The sequence below is a fragment of the Modestobacter sp. VKM Ac-2979 genome (genome assembly GCF_026967995.1).
Lineage (GTDB): Bacteria > Actinomycetota > Actinomycetes > Mycobacteriales > Geodermatophilaceae > Modestobacter.
In genome coordinates this window covers 462,445-484,737 of the sequence record NZ_JAPVBO010000005.1, presented here as the reverse complement: position 1 = coordinate 484,737, position 22,293 = coordinate 462,445, and the positions used below count along the sequence as shown (strand labels likewise).

Below are 22,293 nucleotides of genomic sequence, written 5' to 3'. Positions count from 1 at the left end.
GGGCAGGCGGTGGACGGCAAGCCGGCGCAGAGTCGCCGAGACGGTGGGGCCGGCGGGAAGGCGGCGAGCACGGTGGCGGCGTGGCTGGTGCGCATGACTGTCTCATCGGCAGTCCAGCGGCCGGCCGGAATCGTCTCGAACGCTCCCCGCGCCTTGCGCAGTGGCGCCGTGTCCAGGTTCGCGGAAGCCGATCGGAGCACCACGGTTAGGCAGTCTGGCCTATGGCACCCACGGTTTCGCCGCCTCGGCCAAACGTCCAGTTCACGGGCGCGATCGCGTCTGTCGGGTCTTCGGCAAGGCGCCCGCGTCCGATCGCCACACGTCGAGGATGTCGGCCCGCAGCGCGGGCCGGTGCGCTCGGGGACGCGTCCCGCGGTTGATGGCCGTTGCAAAATCACGCAGCTCAGCCGCACCCATCGGTCGCCATCCCTTCGACAGCGTCCACGCGTAAATCTCCTCCGGGTCCAGCTGGTAGCCCGCGTCGTGCAGTGTCAGCAGCGCCGTTACAGCGATGTCGCGGCCGTAGCCCGTCAAGCCGTTGCTTTGGTTGATCAGCGTGGTAACCGTCTCTAGCCCCCGTTCCACCGCGGGGTCTGAGACCGTGGACGGCGACGGGGGCGTAGCCGTTGGGGACAGCATCTCCGGCAGGTGAGCCGCGCTCCACGCAGCCACGTCTCGCTCGCTCCAGATGAGCACGCACAAGGCACTGGTTCGGCGGTCGGCATCCAGCTTGGCTACTTGATCTCGGTCGGGCCACGCTGCCAGGACAGGGCCGCCTGGCCAGTGGCAGCCCGTGAACGTCTTCCACGTCTCCGTCTGTATGCGCTTCGACAAGTCGACGAGCGGTCTATCAAAGCCGTCGAAGTTTCGCCGGGGCACCAACAGGAGCGGCTGGCCGCCGACGCGCTCGGCCGCTTGCAGGAACCACCTGATGGCTCGGGCGACGGACCGGCTGTCGTCAGCTGGGTGACTCGCCAGCGCGCGGGGGATAGCCCTGACCTCTTCGAGCACTGCGACCTCCTACATCAGCGGGTCATCAGGCTGACAGCGGCCTACGACAGAACCGGCCACCTCCGCGAAGTTGTCACGGGTCCTGCGTAGTCTCCGAACGGTCCCGTTCCGTTAGAGGGAGGCGCAGTCACTTCCGATCCGCCACGACGATCTTAGTAACTTGCTAGCCGTCAAAGCGTGAATACTTTCACAAGTTCGACGCGCGGGGGAGAATTCAGCTACCAATGCACATATCTGAGCTACAAGCCACTGGCTTCCGAAATTTGAAAGGAACCTTTCCGGTCAGTCATCCGCTGGCGGTCTTGGTCGGCGAGAACAACGCTGGAAAGTCGAACGTGATTGATGCTCTTCGGATTTTTCTGGAGCCTGAGGCGGGCCCTAGGGCGCGCCTGTATCTGACGCCTGACGACTTCGCACATGACGAGGTCGGCATACGAACGACGGAAACCCTCGAACTCGCCTTGGTCTTTCGCGGGCTCACCGCGGTGGAACGCGCTCGAATGGTTACCACGCTTGCGCCAAGCTTGGGGCCAGATGTCGCGCGTCTGCGCATGGTGGCGACGCTGGACGAGGCAGGGAAGGTGCGCGCCGACTTCTACGGCGGTGATTCGAACAACTCGGAGGTCGAACGCTGGGCCAAGGAAGCGGTTACCTTCGTCTACCTGCCGCCCCTGAGGGATGCTGCGGCGGACTTGCGGCCCGGTCGAGACAATAGGCTGGTGTCGCTGTTGAGCACTTTGGCGCCGGAGGGTAGCGGCGACCGTGCGGCTATTGAGGCCATCGCCAAGACTGCGAACGATGACCTCGGTAAAGTCGACAGCATCACCGAAGCCAGGTCGCGCATACAGCAACGCCTTCATGACATGGTTGGCGGCGAGGCCTATAGCCAGCTCAGTAGCCTAGCTTTCGCGGACCCTCGCTTCGAGCGAATCGTAGCTAGCATCCGCGCTCTGGCAGGAAGCACTGCTCCGTTGGAGCTTACGGAGAACGGGCTTGGTTACAACAATCTTTTGTACATGTCCGTGCTGCTAGCAGCGTTGGAGAAGCGAAGCGACGCGGCGCTACGGGTTCTGCTGGTCGAAGAGCCAGAAGCTCACTTGCATCCGCAGTTGCAAGACCTATTGGTGCGATACCTGGAAAGCAGTGGCGATACCTCCACCCAGGTCATCGTCACGAGCCACTCTCCCAACTTGGCTAGCTCGGCTTCCGTCGAACGTGTCACTGTGATGATCAAGTCTCCGAAGACGGTTGAGTCAGTCGGGCGGACGCCGGCCGACTTCGGACTGAACGCAAAGCAGCTCGCGCACCTCCGGCGCTTCCTTGACGTAACAAAAGCGTCGTTGCTGTTCGCCAAGGGTGTCATCCTTGTTGAGGGAGTCGCGGAGCAACTGGTGCTGCCGCTTCTTGCCGACCGGGTGGGTCACTCGCTCCCTGAATCCGGAGTTACGGTCCTGAACGTCGGCGGGGTGGCGTTCCAGCCGTTCCTGAAGCTCTTTGGCACAGACGCGCTCCCGTACCGGTGCGCAGTCATTAGTGACGGCGACCCGCCTGAGTCGCCGAGCGACGACGATGAGGAGCCGAGCACTACCCCGGCGGGCGGCTCGGTCGAGACTTCAGACGGCGAGGACTCCGATGCTGCCGGGGAAGAGAAGGCGGAAGAGGAGACCCAGGAGCTGTCTGCTGTGGCTCGAAACCTTCTCGCATGGAAGGGAGACGCTATTACAATCGAGCTCGCGGACAAGACGTTCGAATGGGACCTGGCGCTTGCGGGGAACTGGGAGCCGATGCTTGACGCACTACATCCAATCAAGCCGCGTGTGAGCAAGCGCTTGCGGAAGGAGCTTGCCGACTCCTCGGATGAGAGGCGAGCTGACAAGATCTTGGCAGCTGTGAAGGACTGCAAGGGTCGGTTCGCCCAGGAGTTGGCCGAGGTCATCAGCGACAGGGCTGTGGCCTTCGAGGTGCCTGCGTACATCCGCCGTGCGATCGAGTTCTCCGCCTCGCGGCCATCGAAGGTCAGTGAATGATGCTGACGCGTGAGCTGATCAAAAACATGCTGACGGATCATCAACTCCGAGTAGTTGATACACCCGGTAACGCGTTCGTGAACGCCTGCCCAGGAAGCGGGGAGACTAGGTCGGCGTCGGCCAGAATGGTTTCAATCGCTAGGAGTGGCCGACGGGTCGCCGCCTGTTCTTACTCGAACGTTAGCGCTGACCTAATGCGCAACGCGATCACGCGGGATTTTGGCGTCATCCTCGGTCCGGAACATTACGTTGGAACGCTGCATGGCTTCCTGTTGAAGTATGTGCTGTACCCTTTTGGGCACTTGGTGACCGGGAGCGACAAAGAGATCAGGGTCACCCTTGGCCAGGGGCCTGAACTCATCATCGGCGACGTCCAAACCCGCATGCCACTCGGCAGCTTTTGCTTCCGTCCCGATGGTTCCGTGTTTGCGCGGTCGGTACCTAAACGATTTAGACTAACAAAGGAGCAGGCGACAAGCGAAGGTGGCGATCTCGCGCGCACTCGAAAGCTGCACCTGGCAAGGTCGGGTTTCGTCACCGCAGACGACGCGATGTACTTTAGTCTTCGCTGTCTTCGTGAGTTCCCGGTGGTCGCGGAGTCGGTCGCCGCAAGGTTTGACGAAGTGCTCGTGGATGAAGCGCAGGACACCAGTGCCCTGCAGCTCGATTGCCTCCGTGCGCTGATCGAGACAGGGAAGCTGAAGTCTCTCGTCCTGGTAGGAGATGTCGAGCAGTCCATCTATTCGTTCAACGGAGCGAGCCCGAGTGGATGCACGCAACTTGCCAAGGACCTAGGGCTCGCAGACATACATCTGAGCGAGAACCACCGATCGTCCCAGGTCATCTGCGACGTGACAGCGAGATTCTCCAAGCGTGAAGAAGCGGAGTCCGCTGTTGGGCCCCACGCTGATTGTGACATCACGCCGGAACTTGTGATCTATGATCCGACGAACCCGACTGAAGTAATGTCATCCTTCAGCGCCAGATTGGACGATTTAGGTATTGAGCCCTCGGGTGCAGTCGTACTCGCACGGGCGAATAGGGTTGTAGACCTTCTGAACGGTAGGGCGTCTCTTGATGAGGTGGGGGAGCGCGTGGCAGCCCTAGGGCGAGTCCTCACTGGTCACGTCGGAGGGCGGACCTTGTCGCTACAGGATGTCCGGACGATCGAAAAGGTGCTTGTCTACTGCGCTTGGGGGGAAGACTTGGGGCACATAGAGCCAGAGCGGCGCTGGCAGCTGCGGCAGGCGTGCATGCACGTGCTCGACGGAGTGCCAGCCCCGAGTCTCCCAGCCAAGGCCTGGAATGTTCGAGTCCGGACGAAAGTCGCGTCTGCGGTGGCAACTCTTACCAGTCAGCCGGCTCATGCTGCGGGCCCCAGTCTAAGGAGCACCGGACTACCCGAGTCGATCGCAGCCAGCGAGTTCTTCGGGTCGCCCAGCTCATCAGTACTGGTCGCTCAAACCGTCCACGATGTAAAGGGTGAGAGCCGGGAGGCAGTCATCGTCGTCGCGGACCCCCTCAAGGGTAACCGGCGGAATCCGGCACAAGGTGACGTGTGGAGTCAGCCGCTTATGGCCGAAGGTGGGTCCACGCCCACTGATCCGGAGGAGCTGAGGATTGTCTTCGTGGCACTCAGTAGGGCTCAGCGGTACTGCGCGCTCGCGCTGCCGTCGCATACGCCTCAGGAGGTCATTGATCGCTTCGTCGGCGGAGGCTTCCAGCTCGCTTAGTCGGTGCTAGCCGGACGCCTGCTCGGATGGGTCGGCGGCGCACGTCGTGGAGACGATTCCGAATGCTCCTGCGAATAGCAGCGCCAACGGCACATGGCCGGCCAACCTCGCACTTCGTGCGGCAGGCGCGGGGCTGAGCCCGGGGATTGGGCTACTCGATCGACATGCGGTGGCACGCACCCATCGGGTGGACCCGCCCACGGCACTTTTCGAGCCCGATCGTGCGATTAATCGTGCCGGCCAAGCATCGTTTACTCATCGAAAACGTGTCAAGACGAGCTCATGCAGCCAGCGTCGGCCAACGGACATCTGCTGGTCAACTCGCCTTTCCATGGTTTGTCATCGTTGATCAACTAGGTCAAGATCAAATCGCAGGGTTGCAGTGGCAGTCTTGATCACGGAGCAAGCAGAGGCTCTGGCCGGCGGAGATGCTGCTCGGTGGCCGTCGCGATGTCGAGGGGTGACCATTCACGTCCCGGTCTGCTTGGTGAAGTCGCCACCATGCCGTTCTCATCAGGCCTGCCGCGACTCCAGCGCCGCCAGGTCCCGCTCGGCGAACAGTCGGTGATGCCACTCCTCGTTCAGAACGATTTGCAGGCACTCGCGAACGAGGTAGCCCTGCGGCTCCGGCCAGCCAGGTGCCTCGACAGGTTCGGTCGTCGCCGCCAGTGACGAGTCCGTGAGGTCGTCGAGGACCCGGCGGACCGTGGAAATCCGCTGGCGGCGGAGCTCGAGCACCACCTCCAACGACGGCTGGACTTCGCGGGCGCGAGGGATTCCCGGCATGTCCGGCATCTCGTCCCAGGGCAGATCCAGCGGATCCCACGGGGCAGGGTCACCGAGCAGGACGCGGCCGATCCAGGCGTCCGTCGCGAACACGAGGTGGCGCAGCGTCTCGATGAACGACCACTCCCCGTCGACCGACTCGTGGAGCAGCGGCAGATCGAGTTGGCGGGCCCGCTCGACGGTCTCCGTCCAGCGCCGTTCCACGACAGCCCAGGCCGTGCGGAAGCCGGCGGGGTCGGTGGGCCGCATCACGGCGCGCTCGGGGTCCCGCCGGTCCAGTTCTGCATCCACCAAGGGCGCGACGTCGACGCCGTTGATCGTCAGGTTGGCGATCTCTCCCTGGATGTCGACGTTGACCAGTTCGACGCCTCGCAACACCATCCCGTTCATGGTGGCCCCGCGGAACTCGGCCCCGGTCAGGTCGACGGCGCGGAACTCGGTGCCACCGAGATCGACCCTGGTGAAGTGGGAGCCGCGGAGATCCAGCCGTTCGAAGTCAGCCACACAGCGACGCTAGCGCCGCGGGTGGACGAAGTGGCGGTTGAGTACGCCGGCGGCTGACGGTCAGCCGGCGAGAGGGACGCAGTCCTCGCTGATCCAGGCGGCGGTGTTCGCCGGCAGCGCCACGCTGCCCGGCGACTGGCGCGCCAACGTCGACGACGCCAGCAGCACCTTCCCGGTCGTCCGCACCAGCACGGTCTCGGCCTTACGCTCGGAAGATGCCGTCCAATCGCAAGCCACTGGACGACCTCCGCGAGACCGTCGGCCGCCTGGGCGAGCAGCTCCCGCGGCCCGGTCTCCGCGGCGTGGACGACCTGATGAACGACCTCTTCGGCGGCCGCCCCGGCCCGGCCCGACCCCTGCCGGTGATCCAGGCGGAGCTCGACGGGCTCATCGGGCTGGTCGCGGTGAAGGAGCAGGTGCAGGCGCTCGTCGCCTTCCTGCAGGTGCAGGCCCGCCGCAAGGCGCACGGCCTGCCCGAGGCGGCGACGTCCCAGCACCTCGTGTTCCTCGGGAACCCGGGCACGGGCAAGACCACGGTGGCGCGGCTGCTGGCCGAGATGTACCGGGCGGTCGGCTTGCTGCAGAAGGGCCACCTGGTGGAGGTCGATCGGGCCGCTCTGGTCGGGCAGTACGTCGGTGCGACTGCGATCAAGACCGACCGCGTGATCCGCCGGGCACTCGACGGCGTCCTGTTCATCGACGAGGCGTACTCGCTGTCCCCGGAGGGCGACGGCCGGATGGACTTCGGGCCGGAGGCGATCGAGGTCCTGCTCAAGCGCATGGAGGACCACCGCCACCGCCTGGTGGTGATCGTGGCCGGCTATCCCCGGCTGATGGAGCAGTTCCTGCTTTCGAACCCCGGCCTCCGCTCACGGTTCGCCCGCGAGATCGAGTTCCCCGACTACTCGACGGACGAGCTCGAAGCGATCTTCACCAACGTCCTGGCCCAGCACGAGTACGTGCTGGAGGCTGGCGCCGAGGTGACCCTCCGCCGCACCCTTGGCGGCCTCACCTCGGATCAGGAGTCAGGTAACGCCCGCTTCGCTCGCACGCTGTTCGAGCAGGCGCTCAACCGCCAGGCGCTGCGGCTGACGCGCAACGCGGGCCGGAGTGTGGATGCGCTCGACCGTGCCGACGTGTCGACGCTCACCGCGAGCGACATCGCCGAGGCTGCGCACACGCTGGGCGAGTAGCCGACGCGCGAAGCCTGAGCGCATCGGTGCCGGTGCCCCGCGCGCGGCCCCAGCGGGAGCCGGCGTCAGGCTGGTGACCGTGATCGACGAGCCCGGCCCGCCCGCCGCCCTGCCGGTGGACTTCTGCGTCCGGGTCCGCGGCGCACGCGAGCACAACCTGCGCAACGTCGACGTCGAGGTGCCTCGGGACGCGATGGTCGTCTTCACCGGCGTCTCCGGCTCCGGGAAGTCGTCGCTGGCGTTCGGCACGATCTACGCGGAGGCGCAGCGCCGGTACTTCGAGTCCGTCGCCCCGTACGCCCGCCGGCTCATCCAGCAGGTCGGCGCTCCGGCCGTCGACGAGATCACCGGGCTGCCGCCCGCCGTGGCGTTGCAGCAGAGCCGGGGCGCGCCCAGCAGCCGCTCCACCGTCGGCACCGTGACGACGCTGTCCAACTCGCTGCGCATGCTGTTCTCCCGCGCGGGCACGTACCCGCCCGGGACGACCGAGCGGTTGGACTCCGACGCCTTCTCGCCGAACACGTCCGCGGGGGCCTGCCGCGAGTGCTCGGGCCTCGGCCGGGTCCACCTGGTCACCGAGGACTCCCTCGTGCCCGACCCGTCGCTGAGCATCCGGGACGGCGCGATCGCCTCCTGGCCGGGCGCCTGGCACGGCAAGAACCTGCGCGACATCCTGGTCGAGCTCGGGCACGACATCGACCGGCCGTGGCGGGACCTGCCGCAGGCCGAGCGCGACTGGATCCTGTTCACCGACGAGCAGCCCGAGGTCACCGTGCACCCGGTCCGCGGGGTGGGCCAGGTGCAGCGGAACTACCAGGGCAGGTACACCGGAGCGCGGGCCCTGGTGCTGCACACCCTGGCGAACTCCAAAAGCGCGACCTTGCGCCAGCGGGTGCTGCGCTACGTCCGCACCTCACCCTGTCCGGCGTGCGGGGGCAGCCGGCTCCGGCCCGAGTCGCTGGCCGTCACCTTCGCCGGCAAGAGCATCGCCGAGCTGGCCGGGCTGCCACTGTCCGCGCTCGTCGAGACCTTCCGGGCGGCCGCGCAGGCGCCCGGCACCACCGCCGCATGGGCGGCGGCGGACTCGGGGGAGACCACCGACGTCGCGGTGCGCATCGCCGCCGACCTCGTCGCCCGGATCAAAGTGCTCACCCGCCTGGGCCTGGGCTATCTCAGCCTGGACCGGACCACCCCGACGCTCTCCCCGGGCGAGCTGCAGCGGCTGCGTATCGCCACCCAGCTGCGGTCCGGCCTGTTCGGCGTGGTCTACGTGCTGGACGAGCCGTCGGCGGGGCTGCACCCGGCCGACGCCGAACCGCTGCTGGAGGTGCTCGACCAGCTCACCGCGGCCGGCAACTCGTTGTTCGTGATCGAGCACGACATGGGGCTGGCCCGGAGGGCGGACTGGATCGTCGACGTCGGTCCGCACGCCGGTGAGCGGGGCGGTCGGGTGCTGTACAGCGGTCCAGTCGCCGGCCTGGGCGAGGTCGAGGAGTCGGTGACCCGGCGCTTCCTCTTCGATCGGGGACCCGTGCCGAGCCGGCCGCGGCGGCAGCCCTCCGGACAGCTGCTGCTGCGCGGCATCGACCGGCACAACCTGCGCGACGTGGACGCCGACGTCCCGCTGGGCGTCTTCACCGCGGTCACCGGCGTCTCCGGCTCGGGCAAGTCCACCCTCGTCAGCCAGGTGCTCACCGACGTCGTCGCCCGGCGGGTCGGCTCACCTGCGACGTCTCCGGCCGACCCCGACGACCCTGCCGCCGACTCCGACGACGACGTCCAGGACACCGACGGGACGGCGATGCAGGCCGAGGGGCTGGACGCCGTCGACCGGCTGGTACGGGTCGACCAGAAGCCGATCGGGCGCACGCCGCGGTCGAACCTGGCCACCTACACCGGGCTCTTCGACGCGGTGCGCAAGCTGTTCGCCGGCACCGACGAGGCGCGGGCACGCGGCTACAGCGCCGGGCGGTTCTCCTTCAACGTGGCCGAGGGGCGCTGCCCGACCTGCCAGGGCGAGGGGTTCGTCACCGTCGAGCTGCTGTTCCTGCCCAGCACCTACTCGCCCTGCCCGACGTGCTCCGGCGCGCGGTACGACCCGGAGACGCTGCAGGTGACCCACCGCGGCAAGAACATCGCCGAGGTGCTCGACCTGACCGTCGAGGCGGCGGCGGACTTTCTCACCGATCTGCCCTCGGTGGCCACCAGCCTGCGGGTGCTGCAGGAGGTGGGCCTGGGCTACCTGCGCCTCGGCCAGCCGGCGACGGAGCTGTCCGGTGGTGAGGCGCAGCGGGTGAAACTGGCCAGCGAGCTGCAGCGGGCCCGCCGCGGGCACACCCTCTACGTCCTGGACGAACCGACCACCGGGCTGCACCCCGCCGACGTGGAGCTGCTGGTGCGCCACCTGCACCAGCTCGTCGACGCAGGCAACACCGTGGTGGTGGTCGAGCACGACATGGACGTCGTCGCGGGCGCCGACTGGGTCATCGACCTGGGCCCCGGGGCGGGCGACCAGGGCGGTCGCATCGTTGCCGCCGGTCCGCCCGAGCTGGTGGCCGTTGCGGCGGACAGCCGGACGGCCCGCTTCCTGGCTCCCCGGCTGCCGGCGTCCTGACCCCCGCCGTCAGCTCCTCGTCGTGCGGGCCACGACCGTCCTGGCGACTCGCTGGTGAAGATGCTCAGCCCCGTCTGGTCGTAGAAGTCCAGTCGCACGCTATGACCGTTGAGTGCAAGTGATCTTTTGTCGGGCCAAAGGTGAACAGGTCGCTGAACTGCGGTAACAGCTTTCCACCAACGCCAGCCAACGGACCAAGATCGAATCGTAGATCGTAGATCGAGTCTTGTCGGAGAGGGCCAGTCGGATGATGATCATCGATGCATTGCATCGCCGCGGGATGGGTGTACTTCGTCATGTTCCGATTAGCATCAGCGGCGACATGCCGTCAATCCGGCAAATGGCTAATCGGAGCGTTTGTGCAGGTCACGCGCACGATCTTCATCGTCATGGCGTGTCGCCGCCGCGGTTCTCAAAATTCCCGAAGTAAGTCTTTCGGCCTGATGAGTGCGCTGTTAGCGTCTGCGCACCGGCTGGGTGTTCACCCGCCGATTCCTGGGCACAAAGGAGTGCTGGAATGAAGCGATCAGCTTCCCGGGTTGGCGTACTTCTCACCGGCGCCGTGACCGCCGCCCTGGTCGTCCCGGGCGCCACGGCCTCGCCGCCCGAACCCGAGTCCACCGTGTCGGGTGCCGAAGCGGCTGGTCGAGGCCACCACGGGCCGGGGAGGACGTCGTGGGTGGGCAGTTGGGCCGCCGCGATGACCCCGGCCGGTGCGGCGGACACCGTCTCCGGTCAGGGCTTCACCGACACGACGCTGCGCCAGGTCGCGCACCTGTCCGTGGGTGGCGACAGCGTGCGCATCCGGATCAGCAACGACTACGGCACGACCCCCCTGGTGGTCAGCCAGGTCACCGTCGGTCCCGGTGCGGCCGGCGCTGCGGTCGACCCGCAGCAGTTGCAGACGGTGACCTTCGAAGGCAGTCCGTCGGTGACCATCCCGGCCGGTGCCGAGTGGGTCTCCGACCCGGTGCCGCTCGACGTGGCTGATGACTCCGACCTGGTGGTCAGCATGTACCTGCCGGGCCCGACCGGGCCGGCGACCGTGCACTCGTTGGGCCGGGCGACCTCCTACCAGGCGAGTGGGGATGCGACGTCCTCGGCTACTGAGGCGTTCGCGCCGCTCGACACCTCGCGGTACTTCCTGGAGGGGGTGGACGTCACCACTGCCGCCCTGGGCTCGGTGGTGTTCTTCGGAGACTCCATCACCGACGGTTACGCCTCCAGCATCGACGAGAACCTGCGCTACCCGGACCAGGTGGCCGACCGCCTGCTGGCTCGACCGGAGCGGCGCGAGTGTGGGGTGCTCAACGCCGGGATCAGCGGCAACCGAGTCCTCACCGATGCCGGTACGGCCGGGGTCTCGGCGTTGGCGAGGTTCGAGGACGACGTGATCGACCAGACGGCGGTCCGCAGCGTGGTGCTGCTGGAGGGCATCAACGACATCGGCAGGACCGCAGGCGCGCTGGAACCCGAGGAGCTCATCGCGGTGTACCAGCAGTTCATCGAGCGGGCGCACGACCACGGGATCCGCGTCATCGGCGCAACCATCACCCCCTACGAAGGTGCTGGTTACTACTCCGAGGACGGGGAGGCCGACCGTCAAGCCGTCAACGAGTGGATCCGCACCTCGGGTGAGTTCGATGACGTCGTGGACTTCGACGCCGCCGTCCGCGACCCCCAGAACCCGAGCCAGATCCGGCCCGACTTCGACCCGGGCGACCACCTGCACCCCAATGACGCGGGTTACGCGGCGATGGCAGCCACCGTCGACCTGAAGGAGATCTGCAGCCGCTGAGCACACACCGGTCCGCTCCCGTCGCGGACCACGGGTCAGCACACCGCCTCATCGCGCCACGGCGCGGTGAGGCGGTGTGCATCCCGCCCCGCACGTCACGGCAGGCGAGGGGGCCGGAGTAGTGCCACGGAGACGGGCGTGGCCCCCGGGGCGGACGCAGGAGCCGTACCGGGAGGACGACGGTGCTCGACGGCACATTGTGGTGCGTGACACAGTTCGGCCGAGTCGCTGCGACGAACGACCACGCGGCCGGCTGCCGTCCGCATCAGAGAGGAACTCGATGACCCTGTCGACACCGCAGGCCTCGACCCCTGCTGAGCCCGCCGTCACCACCGACGTCCTGGTCGTCGGCTCCGGCCCGGCCGGGGCGGCCGCGGCGCTGCTCCTCGCGACCTACGGGACGTCGACGCTGCTGGTCACCAAGTACGGCCGGTTGTCCGACACCCCCCGCGCGCACATCACCAACCAGCGCACGATGGAGGTGTTGCGGGACATGGGCCTGGAGGAGCGGCTCATGCGGGAGGCGACGCCCTGGGACCACATGGGGAACACGACCTTCTGCACGAGCCTCGCGGGGGAGGAGCTCGGCCGGATCCCCTCCTGGGGCACCGACACGGTGCGGCACGCCGACTACGAGCTGCAGAGCCCGTGCGCGATGGTGGACGCCCCGCAGACGATCACCGAGCCGATCCTGGTCCAGGCCGCGCAGGAGCGCGGGGCGCAGGTCCGGTTCGACACGAGCTACGTCTCGCACGTCCAGGACGACGACGGCGTCACGACGACGCTGCAGGACCGGCTGACCGGCGCCGAGTACACCGTCCGGTCCAAGTACCTGATCGGCGCCGACGGCGCGCGCAGCCAGGTGGCCGCGGACCTCGACCTGCCCTACGAGGGCCCCGGCGCCGTCGGTGGCGCGCTGAGCATCGTCTTCGAGGCGGACCTCTCCCGCTTCGTCGCGCACCGGCCGTCGGTCCTCTACTGGATGCTGCAGCCGGGTGCGGAGCGCGAGGGCGTCGGGCTGGGTGTGCTCCGCATGATCAAGCCCTGGAACGAGTGGATGCTCATGTGGGGCTACGAGGTCGCCGGCGGTCCGCCCGACCTCAGCGACGACGTCGTCCGGGAGCTCGCGGTCGCACTGGTCGGCAGCGACGACTTCGATATGCAGGTGAAGTCTCGTTCCCCGTGGACGGTGAACCACCACTTCGCCACCACGATCGCCCGTGGGCGGGTCTTCTGCGCCGGCGACGCGATCCACCGGCACCCGCCGACCAACGGCCTGGGCTCCAACACCTCGATCCAGGACGCCTACAACCTGGCCTGGAAGCTGGCCCACGTGGTGGCCGGGACGGCGGACCCCTCACTGCTGGACAGCTACGACGCCGAGCGGGCGCCGATCGCCCGGCAGGTCGTCGAGCGGGCCAACCAGAGCATCGCGGACACCGGGAGGATCCTCAGCGCACTCGACCTCGAGCACACCGAGGCGGAGGCACTGGAGCGTCAGCTCGCGCTGTGGAAGGCGCCCGGACCGGAGGGGGAGAAGATCCGCACCGCCCTCCGGGAGGCGATCGCCTACAAGGCGCACGAGTTCGACGCCCACGGGGTCGAGCACAACCAGCGCTACGCCAGCTCCGCGGTCGTCGGCGACGGGACGCCCATGCCGGAGTACCGCCGGGACCCGGTGCTCTACGCCCAGCCGACCACCTGGCCCGGCGCCAAGCTCCCGCACACCTGGGTGACGCAGGACGGGCACCGCGTGTCCACCCTCGACCTGGTCGGCCGCGGCCGGTTCAGCGTGGTGACCGGCATCGGCGGGGAGGCGTGGCTGACGGCGGCCCGCGCCCTCGGCGAGGAGCTCGGCCTGTCGATCACCTCGGTGTCGATCGGGCCGGGGCAGCCCGTCGAGGACCCGTACGGCACCTGGGCCGAACTCCGGGAGATCGAGGACGGCGGCGTGCTGCTCGTCCGACCGGACCTGTACGTCGCCGCCCGGCACGCGTCGTCCCCGGCGTCGGAGCAGGACGCGGCCGACTGGCTGTCCGGTGCCCTGCGCGCCGTCCTCGGCCGCCAGGAGAGCTGACCGCAGGCACCGGGCCCGCTCGTCCGCAGGTGGAAGAGCCTGCGCACGGCCGGGACCGGTGCACGTGCCGTGTCAGGGTGCGACGGGCACCCGGGCCGGACCGGGGAGTGCGCCGAACAGCGGCGTGCGCCGGAGGTCCGCCGTCCGGGGCGGGAGGTGCACCCCGGCGATCATGCAGCGCACGGACCCGCCCGCCAGCTCGATGGTCGGCACGGCCACCGGCAGGAGCCGGGTCGTCGCCTCGATCCGCCGGCGCTGGTCTGCGGTGAGGCTGGCGGCGGCCCGCGCGGAGAGCGCCAGCACCGGTCCGTCGCGGCCGGTCAGCTCGATGGCGTTGCCGGCGAACTGGCGGACCTGGTGCTCGGAGAGATCGACGACGTCCCGGCCGGTCGCAGCCAGCCGGTCGGTCACCCGGGCTCGATCGGCGGCCGTGCTGATCAGCCCGAGTCCGACGAGCGCCACTGCGCTGCCCACCGTCATCAGCACGTTGGTGTGGTAGACCGCCCGGCCCTCGGCGTCGGCCGTGTCGAACAGCACCGCCTCGTAGCCGAACGTCGCACAGAACCGCTCCAGCGCCTCGGGGTGGGCCCGGTGGGAGCGGGAGACGTAGGCGATCCGCTCCTGGTGGTCGAGCACCATCGCCCCGGTCGACTCGAGGAACAGCCCGTCCCGCTCCATGCCGGAGAAGTCCACGACCTGGTCCACGCGGTACCGCTCCTGGAGCAGCTGGACGACGTCGGCTCGCCGCTCGCTGCGCCGGTTGACGGCGAACATCGGGTAGAGCGCCACCCGGCCGTCGGGGTGGGTCGACAGCCAGTTGTTCGGGAAGACGCTGTCCGGGCGGTCGTGCGCGTGGTCCTCGAAGAGGTGCACGACCACCCCCGCCGACTCCAGCGCCTCGGCCAGCCGGGTCACCTCGTCGCGGGCCTGCGCGGCGACGGCGGCGGGGTCCGGCCCGGCGGGCAGTGACTGGAAGGCGTTGTCGACCCGGGTCAGCTCGTTGGGCCGGAACCGGTGCGGGCGGATGAGCACGACGGCTCCCGGCGCCTGCACGGGCACGGCCATCAGGCTCCGACCGGGTCGACGGTGATCCGACGGGCGGCGGCCCAGCGGTGCGGGACGTCGACGAGCGAGGTCATCCGAGCCTTCCTGTCAGGGTTGATCTCCAGGCTAGGAACGTACGATGTGCACGCGCAACGAACATCCAGTCCGATTCTCGGCGGCCAGCTGAGCAGAAGTTGCGGCCCGATTAGGCTTTCTGCATGAACGCGTTGACCGAGCTCGACCGTCGACTGCTCGCTGTGCTGCGCGAGGACGGCCGTGCACCCGTCGCTGAGATCGCCCGCCGGCTCGGGATCTCCCGGGCGACGGTCACCAGCCGGATGGACCGCCTGGTCGCGCAGGGCGTCATCGTCGGCTTCACCGTGCGGGCGCGGGAGGACGCGGTCGCCGGTGAGGTGCGCGCGGTCACGCTGATCGAGGTGGAGGGTCGCTCGACGGATGCGGTGATCCGCCGGCTGCGGGGCTTCACCGAGATCGACGCGCTGCACTCCACCAACGGGGGCTGGGACCTCGTCGCGGAGGTCCGCACCCGTGACCTGATGGAGTTCGACCGGCTGCTCGGCCGCATCCGCTCGATCGACGGCGTCGTGAACAGCGAGACCAGCCTGCTGCTGTCCTCCGTGCTGCGCTGACCACTGGCCGGCCCCGCCCCGGCGCAGCCGGAACCAGGAGCCGGCTGCGACGGGGCGGGGCCGGTGCATCAGTCCTCGGTGAGCCAGACGGCGGTGTTCGGCGGCAGCGCGATGCTGCCGGCCGAGGCGTGCACCCGCGACGTCGAGGCAAGCAGCACCTCACCGCGGGCACGGACCAGCACCGTGGCCGAGCCCATGTTCACCACGCAGCGCACGGTCTCCTCGTCCCCGACACAGCGGACGGTGAGGACGTCGCCGTCCGTGCGGACCGTGGCGTCCCCGGAGCCCAGGGCCGGGTGCGCCGCGCGGAGGGCGAGTGCCCGCCGGTAGAGGGTCAGCATCGAGCCGCCGTCCCGGGTCTGAGCGGAGACGGCGTAACCGCTCCACTCGGCCGGGATCGGCAGCCACGGCTCGGCCGCGCCGTCCGGGGAGAAGCCGACACCGGCGGAGTCGTTCCACGGCATCGGCACTCGGCAGCCGTCCCGGCCGGCGCGCTCGCCGCCGCTGCGGAAGAAGATCGGGTCGGTCTTCGCCTCGTCCGGCACCACGGCCTGGGGCAGTCCCAGCTCGTCGCCGGCGTACAGGTACGCCGACCCGGGCAGCGCCAGCATCAGCAGGGCGGCGGCCCGGGCGCGGGCGGTGCCGAGGTCGCCGCCGCCGAAGCGGGTGACCTGCCGGTCCTTGTCGTGGTTGCCCAGCACCCAGGACACCGGGGCGTCCACCCGCCCGAAGGCGTCGAGCGCGGTCTGCACGCCGTCGGCGAAGGCGGCGGTGTCCCACGGCGACTTGAGCAGCCGGAAGGAGAAGGACTGGTGCATCTCGTCGGGCCGCGAGTACAGCGCGACCTCCTCGAGGTCGGCCAGGCAGACCTCGCCGACCAGCATGGTGTCGGGGTACTCGTCGCAGACCGACCGCCACCGGCGCCACACGTCGTGCACCTCGGGCTGGTTCCAGGTCATCGCCTGTTCCGGCCCGTGGCCGAACAGGGTGGGGGAGTAGGCGCCCGGGTTGTCCCGCAGGTCGGCGTCCTTGAACAGGCCGTAGGCGACGTCCACCCGGAAGCCGCTGACCCCGCGGTCCAGCCAGAACCGCAGCGTCTTCTCGAAGTCGGCGGCGACCGCCGGGTCCCGCCAGTTCAGGTCGGGTTGCTCGGGGGCGAACAGGTGCAGGTACCACCGGCCGTCGGGGGTGCGCGACCAGGCCGGGCCGCCGAACAGCGAGCGCCAGTTGTTCGGCGGCTCCTCCGACGGCGGGGCGAAGTGGTAGCGGGCGGCCTCGGGGGAGTCCGGGGCGGCCAGCGCGGCCTGGAACCAGGGGTGCTGGTCGGAGGTGTGGTTCGGGACGACGTCCAGGACGACGCGCAGGCCGAGCTGGCGGGCGTCGGCGACCAGGGCCTCCAGGTCGGCGACGTCGCCGTAGTCCGGGTCGACCGCGCGGTAGTCACAGATGTCGTAGCCGCCGTCGGCCCCGCCGGAGGGGTAGTGCGGGTTGATCCAGAGGGCGTCGACGCCCAGCCAGGACAGGTAGGGCAACCGCGAGCGCAGCCCGGCCAGGTCACCGATCCCGTCGCCGTTGCTGTCGGCGAAGGAGCGCAGGTAGACCTGGTAGACCACGGCTGACCGCCACCAGGGCGACGGGGACCGCTGGGCCGCGACCTGCTGCTCGGTCGAGGTCCGCATCGTTGCGAGCCGACGTGACATGTCGCCATCATCGGCAGCCGACGGGCACGGCATGTGTTGCACGTCTCACGAACGAGGATCCCGCCGTTGGCTGATGTCGCCAAATCGCCCCCGGCGGTGGACGTGAGAAGGCTCGCCCGACGGCCGCCCGGCGAGCATCGCATGATTGGCTGGCTGTGGCGTGGGGCACAGTTGAGGCGTGGACAGCTACGCCGTCGGATTCGCCCGGCCGGATCGCCGATCCTGGGCCCAGCCGGTCGATCAGCCCAAGTCCTGGCACGCCGTCGAGGCGCACCGGCCAGCCGACGAGCTCGACGGGGAGGTGGAGCTCGCCGTGTGTGGGGCGATCGTGCAGATCTGGGGCGCGCAACGGTGGGGCCGGATGAGCAGTGGCCGCGACACCTGCGCCGAGTGCCGGCGCCGCACCGCGCCCGCTCTCCGCCAGGTGGGCTGAGCCGGCCGGTCAGTCCGCCGGCACCAGGACCACCGCCTCGGCGTCACCGCCACAGTCGGTCTGTCGAGTGCCGACCGGTCGGTACTCCACCAGCAGGCGGTCGTGCAGGAGGACGGCGCCGCCGGTCCGCTCCGTCACCACGACGTCCACCTCGGGTGGGCGGAGCACGGTGGTGATCATCACCGACGAGTCTGCCGAACCCGTCGCCGGACCGTCCAGGAAGCCGCACTCCGCTGCGGCCGGGCAGCTGACGGTGACGAGCATGTCCACGGCGGACGCCGGGACCGGCTGCAGGCTGACGTAGATCGCTGCTGGGAACGTGGTCGAGGGGCACAGCGTCCCGCCGCACCCGCTGCACGCGGCTGCTGTCGCGCAGAGACAGGCAAGGGCGCACGCCCAGCCGGGACGCCGGTGCGCAGTCGTCGGCATGACGCTCTCCGGTCGACGGGGCTCCGAGCATGACGCCGTTGCGGCGTCCGCGGAACCGGGGAGCGCCCCCGGCAGGGGCAGGGCGGGGGCGTTCCCGTGGATCAGCAGGCGCTGACCGGCATCGCACCGGCGCAGGTGTCGTAGAAGTACGGCACGCTCGGCGCCGCCGGGGTGGCGGCGGTCGAGTCGCGGACGACCAGGACGACGGTCAGGACGAGGGCGGCGATGAGGGCCATCGCCACGGCGAGGACCAGCGCGAGGTGGGTGGCTGCCCAGGCGCTGCCCGGGACGTGTGCGATGGCGGACATGGGGGGTCCTTCCGGCCGCCGGGAGCGGCCACGGTGAGTGGGGCGGACGCTCCGGTCCGGAGGGACCGACGCACCACCAGGCTGGCGCCGGCGCCGGCGCAGCGATATGCGTCTTCAGACGTATGTCGACGGCGCTCTGCCGGGCCTACCGTCGTCCGGACCGGCCCCGGTGCGGCCGCGAGGAGGGCCGATGACGACGAGCGAGCTGTACGCCGCTGATGTCGAGGCGCTGGTGGGCGTGCTGGACGACGCCCGCTCCGACGACCCCGGCCCGGCGATGCCCTGGGCGCTTCTCGAGGACCTGCAGCGGTTGGTCCCCTCCGACCTCGGAGTCAGCTTCCAGCACCACGAGCCGTCGGCGAGCAGGAGCCTGCTCGTCCAGGGCGTGGAGATCGGCGGGCAGCGGGCCGACATCGCGGGGCCGACCCCGGAGGAGCCCGACGACCCGTTCTGGCGGTACTGGTGGCAGGGGCTGTGCTCGTGGCCACAGCGCACCGGCGACCTGCGGCGCGTCATCCAGACCCGGGACTTCCTGCCGACCGAGCGTGACCGGCTGGCCGACCCGGTGTCGGAGCTCCTGCCGGAGCTCCGGGAGACCATGATCATCTCGCTGCCTGCCGCGCCGGGGGAGGCGCGGCGGGTCTGCTTCATGCGGCACGACGGGCCGTCGTTCACCGAGCGGGACCGGCAGCTCGCCACGCTCCTCCGGCCACACCTGCAGGAGATCTGGCTCGACGCCGAGCGGCGTCGGGCCGGGGTGCCGAAGCTGACCGCGCGCGAGTGGGAGGTGCTCGCACTCGCTGCGGCCGGGATGCCCTACGCCGTCATCGCCGCCCAGCTGTTCATCTCCGTCGGCACCGTCCGCAAGCACATGGAGCACGTGCGGGAACGGCTGGGTGTGCACAGCATCCCGGCCGCCGCGGCCCGGGCGATGCCGCACGCACCCGGCCGCCTGCGGACTAGATCGACTGCGGGGTGTCCGCCGGCTTCTCCTGGGCGCGGGGGGTCCGGCGGCCGGTGATGGCCGAGATGCCGGTGATGTCCCGGCCCACGATGAGCGCCTGCACGTGGTCGGTGCCCTCGAACGTGTAGATCGCCTCGATGTCGGCGTGGTGGCGGGCGATGTGGTGCTCGAGCAGGATGCCGTCACCGCCGAAGAGGTCCCGGGCGTCGGCCACGATCGCCCGGGCCTTCTTGCAGTTGTTCATCTTCGCCATGGAGGCCATCGCCGCGGTCATCCGGCCCTCGTCGGCCAGCTTGCTCAACCGCCAGCTCAGCAGCCGCATGCTGGTGATCTCGGCCAGCATCCGGGCCAGCTTCTCCTGCACCAGCTGGTAGCCGGCGATCGGCTGGCCGAACTGCTCCCGCTGCATCGTGTGCTTCAGCGCCAGGTCGTAGGCGGCCTCGGCGATGCCCAGCGCGCGCCAGGCCACGGTGTACCGGGTGCGGTCCAGCACCACCGACACGTCCTTGAACGAGCGGCAGTTGGCCAGCTTGTTCTCCGCCGGCACCCGCACCTCGTCCAGGGTGATCTCGGCCTGCCACACCGCCCGCAGCGCGGTCTTGCCGGTCATCCGGGTCGCGGTCCAGCCGATCGACCCCTTGGGGACGACGTAGCCGCCGACCGCGCCCTCCTCGTCCCGGGCCCAGATGAGCACCAGGTCGGCGATCGTGCCGTTGCCGATCCACTTCTTGGCGCCCTTGAGCACCCACTCGTCGCCGTCCCGGCGGGCGCTGGTCTCCAGGGCGACGGCGTCCGAGCCGTGCGCGGGCTCGGTCAGGCCGAACGCGCCGATCAGCTCCATCTTGGCCATCGCCGGCAGCCAGCGCTCGCGCTGCTCCTCGTCGCCCAGCAGCTCGATCGACTGCATGGCCAGGAAGCTGTGCACCCCGTAGAAGGTGCCCAGGCTGCCGTCGGCGCGGGCCCACTCGGCGGCGACCAGCCCGGCGGCGACGGCGCTCATGCCGGGGGAGCCGTACCCGGCGACGGTGCCGCCGGCGATGCCCAGCTCGGCGATCTTGGGGATCAGCTCGAACGGGAACTCCGCCCGCTCCCAGTAGTCGTTGATGATCGGCGTGACCTCGCGCGCGCAGAAGTCGCGCACCCGGTCGCGCAGCTCGATCTCCTCCGGCTCCAGGAGGTCGTCGAGGGCGTAGAAGTCAGGGGAAGCGTCGTTGCTCACCGTTCCGAAGCTACTCGCGGGTGGCACTCGGTGCCGTGTGCTCAGCGCCGCTCCAGGGAGCCGCGCAGGAGGGCTGCCTGCCCAGCGTGCTGGAGGTCGTCGCCGACGACGCTGAGCAGCCGGACGCCGAGGGTCACCGGCGGGTCCCAGCGCTCGTCGACCACCCGGTCGAGGTCCGCGGCGGAGAGCGTGCGCAGGAACTCGGAGGTCCTGGCGTGCACGTCGGCGTGGTACCCGATCAGCAGCTGCGGGTCGCTGACCTGCGTCCGGCCGACGTCGGTGCTGCTGAAGCCGAAACCGATGGCGGTGGGGTCGAAGGGCAGGCCGAACCGGTCGGCCCAGCCGTTGGCCGTGTAGGCCTGCTCGACCCCGGCGACCTCGGACACGTGGTCGTCCTGCACCCGGGTCAGGTGCCACACCAGCCAGGCGATGGTGTTCGCCTCCGGGTCGACGCGGGCGTTCAGCAGCTCCGGGTCGATCCCCTCGACCGCCCCGCGGACGGCCTCCTCGACGTTGTCGAACGCGGTCAGCAACAGGTCCCGGCTCTCCATGATCGCCGGGCTACCCGAGCCCACGCTCGCTCACTCGCCGGGCGGCTCGCTGGCCTCTTCGAGCTGTTCGACCTGCTCGGGGGTGGCCTGCTCCAGGGCGATGTCCCGGGGCTCGGGGAGGTCGTCGTCGGTCGGCGTCGTCATGTCGACACCCTGCCTGTCCCGCCCGGGGCCACGCTAGGTTGCCCCGAACACCCGTCCTGGCAGGAGTTCCGTGTTCTTCTTCTTCTCCCGGCTGTCCCGCGTCGTGGGCCCCCGCCTGCGCGGGTGGCGGCTGCCGCTCGTCGTCCTGCTGCTGGTGTTCCTGACCAGCTGGCCGGCGATGGCGCTGGTGGAGGGGGCCGAGAGCGACATCGCGGCCCCGGGCAACTACTGGTGGTACTTCGTCGTCACCGCCGCCACCGTCGGCTACGGCGACTTCTTCCCCGTCACCGCTGCCGGCCACGTGGTCGGCAGCTACGTCATCGTCGGTGGCATCGTCACGCTGACGTTGCTGTTCACACGGCTGTCCGACTACCTCGCGTCGGTCCGCAGCAAGCGCCTGAAGGGTGTGGAGGAACTGGAGCTGACCGACCACGTCGTCGTGCTGGGGTACTTCCCGGGACGCACCGAGCGGATCCTCGCCGAGCTCGCGGCCGAGGGACGCAACCGGGTCGCGCTGTGCGCCTGGGAGGACGTGATGGAGGACCCGTTGCCGGAGCGGACCGAGGTCTCCTTCGTCCGCGGCGACCTCAGCCACGTCGACGTCATGACCCGGGCCAACGTGGCGGCCGCCCGCGCGGTGGTGATCGACGGGCGGGACGACAACGAGACGCTGGCCATCGCGGTGGCGGTCCACCACGCCGGCCCGGACGTGCACAAGGTCGCCGCGCTGCGCGACCTGGACCGTCGGGACAACCTGCGCTACGTCGACCCCCGGATCGCCTGCGTGCAGTGGCACATGCCGTTCCTGATCACCGAGGAGGCGCTGGACCCCGGGCTCACCGAGGTCTACGGCGACCTCATGAGCAGCCACGGCCACGGCAACACCTACTCCGTCCAGCTGCCCTCCGGGCACCGGCTGGGCACCTTCGGCGACTGCCAGGTGCGCTTCGGTCAGGCCTTCGGGGCGACGGTGCTGGCGCTGCGCGGGCCCGCCGGCCTGACGGTCAGCCCCGCCTGGGACACCCCGGTGGGCGACGGGACGACGCTCTACTACGTCGGTCGCCGACGGATCGAGGCCGGCGAGGTGCTCTCCGCCCGCTGAACCGGC

General features: G+C 69.5%; 19 protein-coding genes. 10 read left to right on the top strand and 9 right to left on the bottom strand.

Annotated elements, in window-relative coordinates:
• Positions 1-261: 261 nt before the first annotated feature.
• Complete coding sequence (locus O2W15_RS17120; protein WP_269180242.1) at positions 262-1,011, bottom strand: hypothetical protein; 750 nt, start codon at positions 1,009-1,011, stop codon at positions 262-264.
• Between the two features lie 224 nt (positions 1,012-1,235).
• Here O2W15_RS17120 and O2W15_RS17115 point away from each other — a divergent pair, with 224 nt between their 5' ends.
• Together O2W15_RS17115 and O2W15_RS17110 are read left to right on the top strand one after the other, a co-directional pair.
• Positions 1,236-3,038 carry an ATP-dependent nuclease gene (locus O2W15_RS17115; protein WP_269180241.1) on the top strand — a complete coding sequence of 601 codons (1,803 nt, stop codon included), beginning with the start codon at positions 1,236-1,238 and terminating at the stop codon, positions 3,036-3,038.
• Complete coding sequence (locus tag O2W15_RS17110; protein ID WP_331253878.1) at positions 3,035-4,771, top strand: ATP-dependent helicase; 1,737 nt, start codon at positions 3,035-3,037, stop codon at positions 4,769-4,771. Before O2W15_RS17115 ends, O2W15_RS17110 begins: the two co-directional genes overlap by 4 nt.
• A gap of 513 nt (positions 4,772-5,284) precedes the next feature.
• Here the strand turns inward: O2W15_RS17110 and O2W15_RS17105 are convergent.
• Entirely contained in the window at positions 5,285-6,061 is a 777-nt protein-coding gene (locus O2W15_RS17105; RefSeq protein WP_269180240.1) for a DinB family protein, read from the bottom strand.
• A gap of 60 nt (positions 6,062-6,121) precedes the next feature.
• On the bottom strand, positions 6,122-6,253 hold the full coding sequence (locus tag O2W15_RS17100; RefSeq protein WP_269180239.1) for a hypothetical protein: 132 nt from the start codon (positions 6,251-6,253) through the stop codon (positions 6,122-6,124).
• A 23-nt stretch (positions 6,254-6,276) separates the two neighbouring features.
• Here O2W15_RS17100 and O2W15_RS17095 point away from each other — a divergent pair, with 23 nt between their 5' ends.
• The 4 genes from O2W15_RS17095 (at position 6,277) to O2W15_RS17080 (ending at position 13,743) form a co-directional block, all read left to right on the top strand.
• Positions 6,277-7,254 (top strand): AAA family ATPase, encoded by a 978-nt coding sequence (locus tag O2W15_RS17095; RefSeq protein ID WP_269180238.1) that lies wholly within the window; start codon positions 6,277-6,279, stop codon positions 7,252-7,254.
• A 79-nt stretch (positions 7,255-7,333) separates the two neighbouring features.
• Positions 7,334-9,868: an excinuclease ABC subunit UvrA gene (locus tag O2W15_RS17090; protein ID WP_269180237.1), complete on the top strand. Its 2,535-nt coding sequence runs from the start codon at positions 7,334-7,336 to the stop codon at positions 9,866-9,868.
• A 679-nt stretch (positions 9,869-10,547) separates the two neighbouring features.
• The gene (locus O2W15_RS17085; RefSeq protein ID WP_269180236.1) at positions 10,548-11,666 is read left to right on the top strand and encodes an SGNH/GDSL hydrolase family protein; all 1,119 of its coding nucleotides are present in this window, start codon (positions 10,548-10,550) and stop codon (positions 11,664-11,666) included.
• 280 nt (positions 11,667-11,946) lie between these two features.
• A complete protein-coding gene (locus tag O2W15_RS17080; RefSeq protein WP_269180235.1) occupies positions 11,947-13,743 on the top strand; it encodes an FAD-dependent oxidoreductase in 1,797 nt (598 codons plus the stop codon).
• Between the two features lie 72 nt (positions 13,744-13,815).
• Here O2W15_RS17080 and ctlX read toward each other — a convergent pair whose 3' ends face one another.
• Positions 13,816-14,808, bottom strand: a complete 993-nt coding sequence (ctlX, locus tag O2W15_RS17075; protein ID WP_269180234.1) for a citrulline utilization hydrolase CtlX — start codon at positions 14,806-14,808, stop codon at positions 13,816-13,818.
• 197 nt (positions 14,809-15,005) lie between these two features.
• Here ctlX and O2W15_RS17070 point away from each other — a divergent pair, with 197 nt between their 5' ends.
• Complete coding sequence (locus O2W15_RS17070) at positions 15,006-15,437, top strand: Lrp/AsnC family transcriptional regulator (protein WP_269180233.1); 432 nt, start codon at positions 15,006-15,008, stop codon at positions 15,435-15,437.
• Positions 15,438-15,505: 68 nt separating this feature from the next.
• On the opposite strand, the gene O2W15_RS17065 is transcribed toward O2W15_RS17070, so the two are convergent.
• Positions 15,506-17,116: a glycoside hydrolase family 13 protein gene (locus O2W15_RS17065; protein ID WP_269180232.1), complete on the bottom strand. Its 1,611-nt coding sequence runs from the start codon at positions 17,114-17,116 to the stop codon at positions 15,506-15,508.
• Positions 17,117-17,315: 199 nt separating this feature from the next.
• Here O2W15_RS17065 and O2W15_RS17060 point away from each other — a divergent pair, with 199 nt between their 5' ends.
• Positions 17,316-17,570, top strand: a complete 255-nt coding sequence (locus O2W15_RS17060; RefSeq protein ID WP_036341512.1) for a hypothetical protein — start codon at positions 17,316-17,318, stop codon at positions 17,568-17,570.
• A gap of 9 nt (positions 17,571-17,579) precedes the next feature.
• On the opposite strand, the gene O2W15_RS17055 is transcribed toward O2W15_RS17060, so the two are convergent.
• A complete protein-coding gene (locus tag O2W15_RS17055; protein ID WP_269162012.1) occupies positions 17,580-17,750 on the bottom strand; it encodes a hypothetical protein in 171 nt (56 codons plus the stop codon).
• Between the two features lie 350 nt (positions 17,751-18,100).
• Complete coding sequence (locus O2W15_RS17050) at positions 18,101-18,307, bottom strand: hypothetical protein (protein WP_269180231.1); 207 nt, start codon at positions 18,305-18,307, stop codon at positions 18,101-18,103.
• Positions 18,308-18,497: 190 nt separating this feature from the next.
• Between O2W15_RS17050 and O2W15_RS17045 the strand changes: the two genes are divergently transcribed.
• Positions 18,498-19,328: a helix-turn-helix transcriptional regulator gene (locus O2W15_RS17045; RefSeq protein WP_269162014.1), complete on the top strand. Its 831-nt coding sequence runs from the start codon at positions 18,498-18,500 to the stop codon at positions 19,326-19,328.
• On the opposite strand, the gene O2W15_RS17040 is transcribed toward O2W15_RS17045, so the two are convergent.
• On the bottom strand, positions 19,267-20,490 hold the full coding sequence (locus O2W15_RS17040) for an acyl-CoA dehydrogenase family protein (protein WP_269180230.1): 1,224 nt from the start codon (positions 20,488-20,490) through the stop codon (positions 19,267-19,269). The two genes, O2W15_RS17045 and O2W15_RS17040, sit on opposite strands and share 62 nt — an antisense overlap.
• A gap of 41 nt (positions 20,491-20,531) precedes the next feature.
• Positions 20,532-21,065, bottom strand: coding sequence for a mycothiol transferase (locus O2W15_RS17035; RefSeq protein WP_269180229.1), 534 nt, complete (start codon positions 21,063-21,065; stop codon positions 20,532-20,534).
• Between the two features lie 190 nt (positions 21,066-21,255).
• Between O2W15_RS17035 and O2W15_RS17030 the strand changes: the two genes are divergently transcribed.
• Complete coding sequence (locus O2W15_RS17030) at positions 21,256-22,287, top strand: potassium channel family protein (protein WP_269180228.1); 1,032 nt, start codon at positions 21,256-21,258, stop codon at positions 22,285-22,287.
• Positions 22,288-22,293 lie beyond the last annotated feature (6 nt).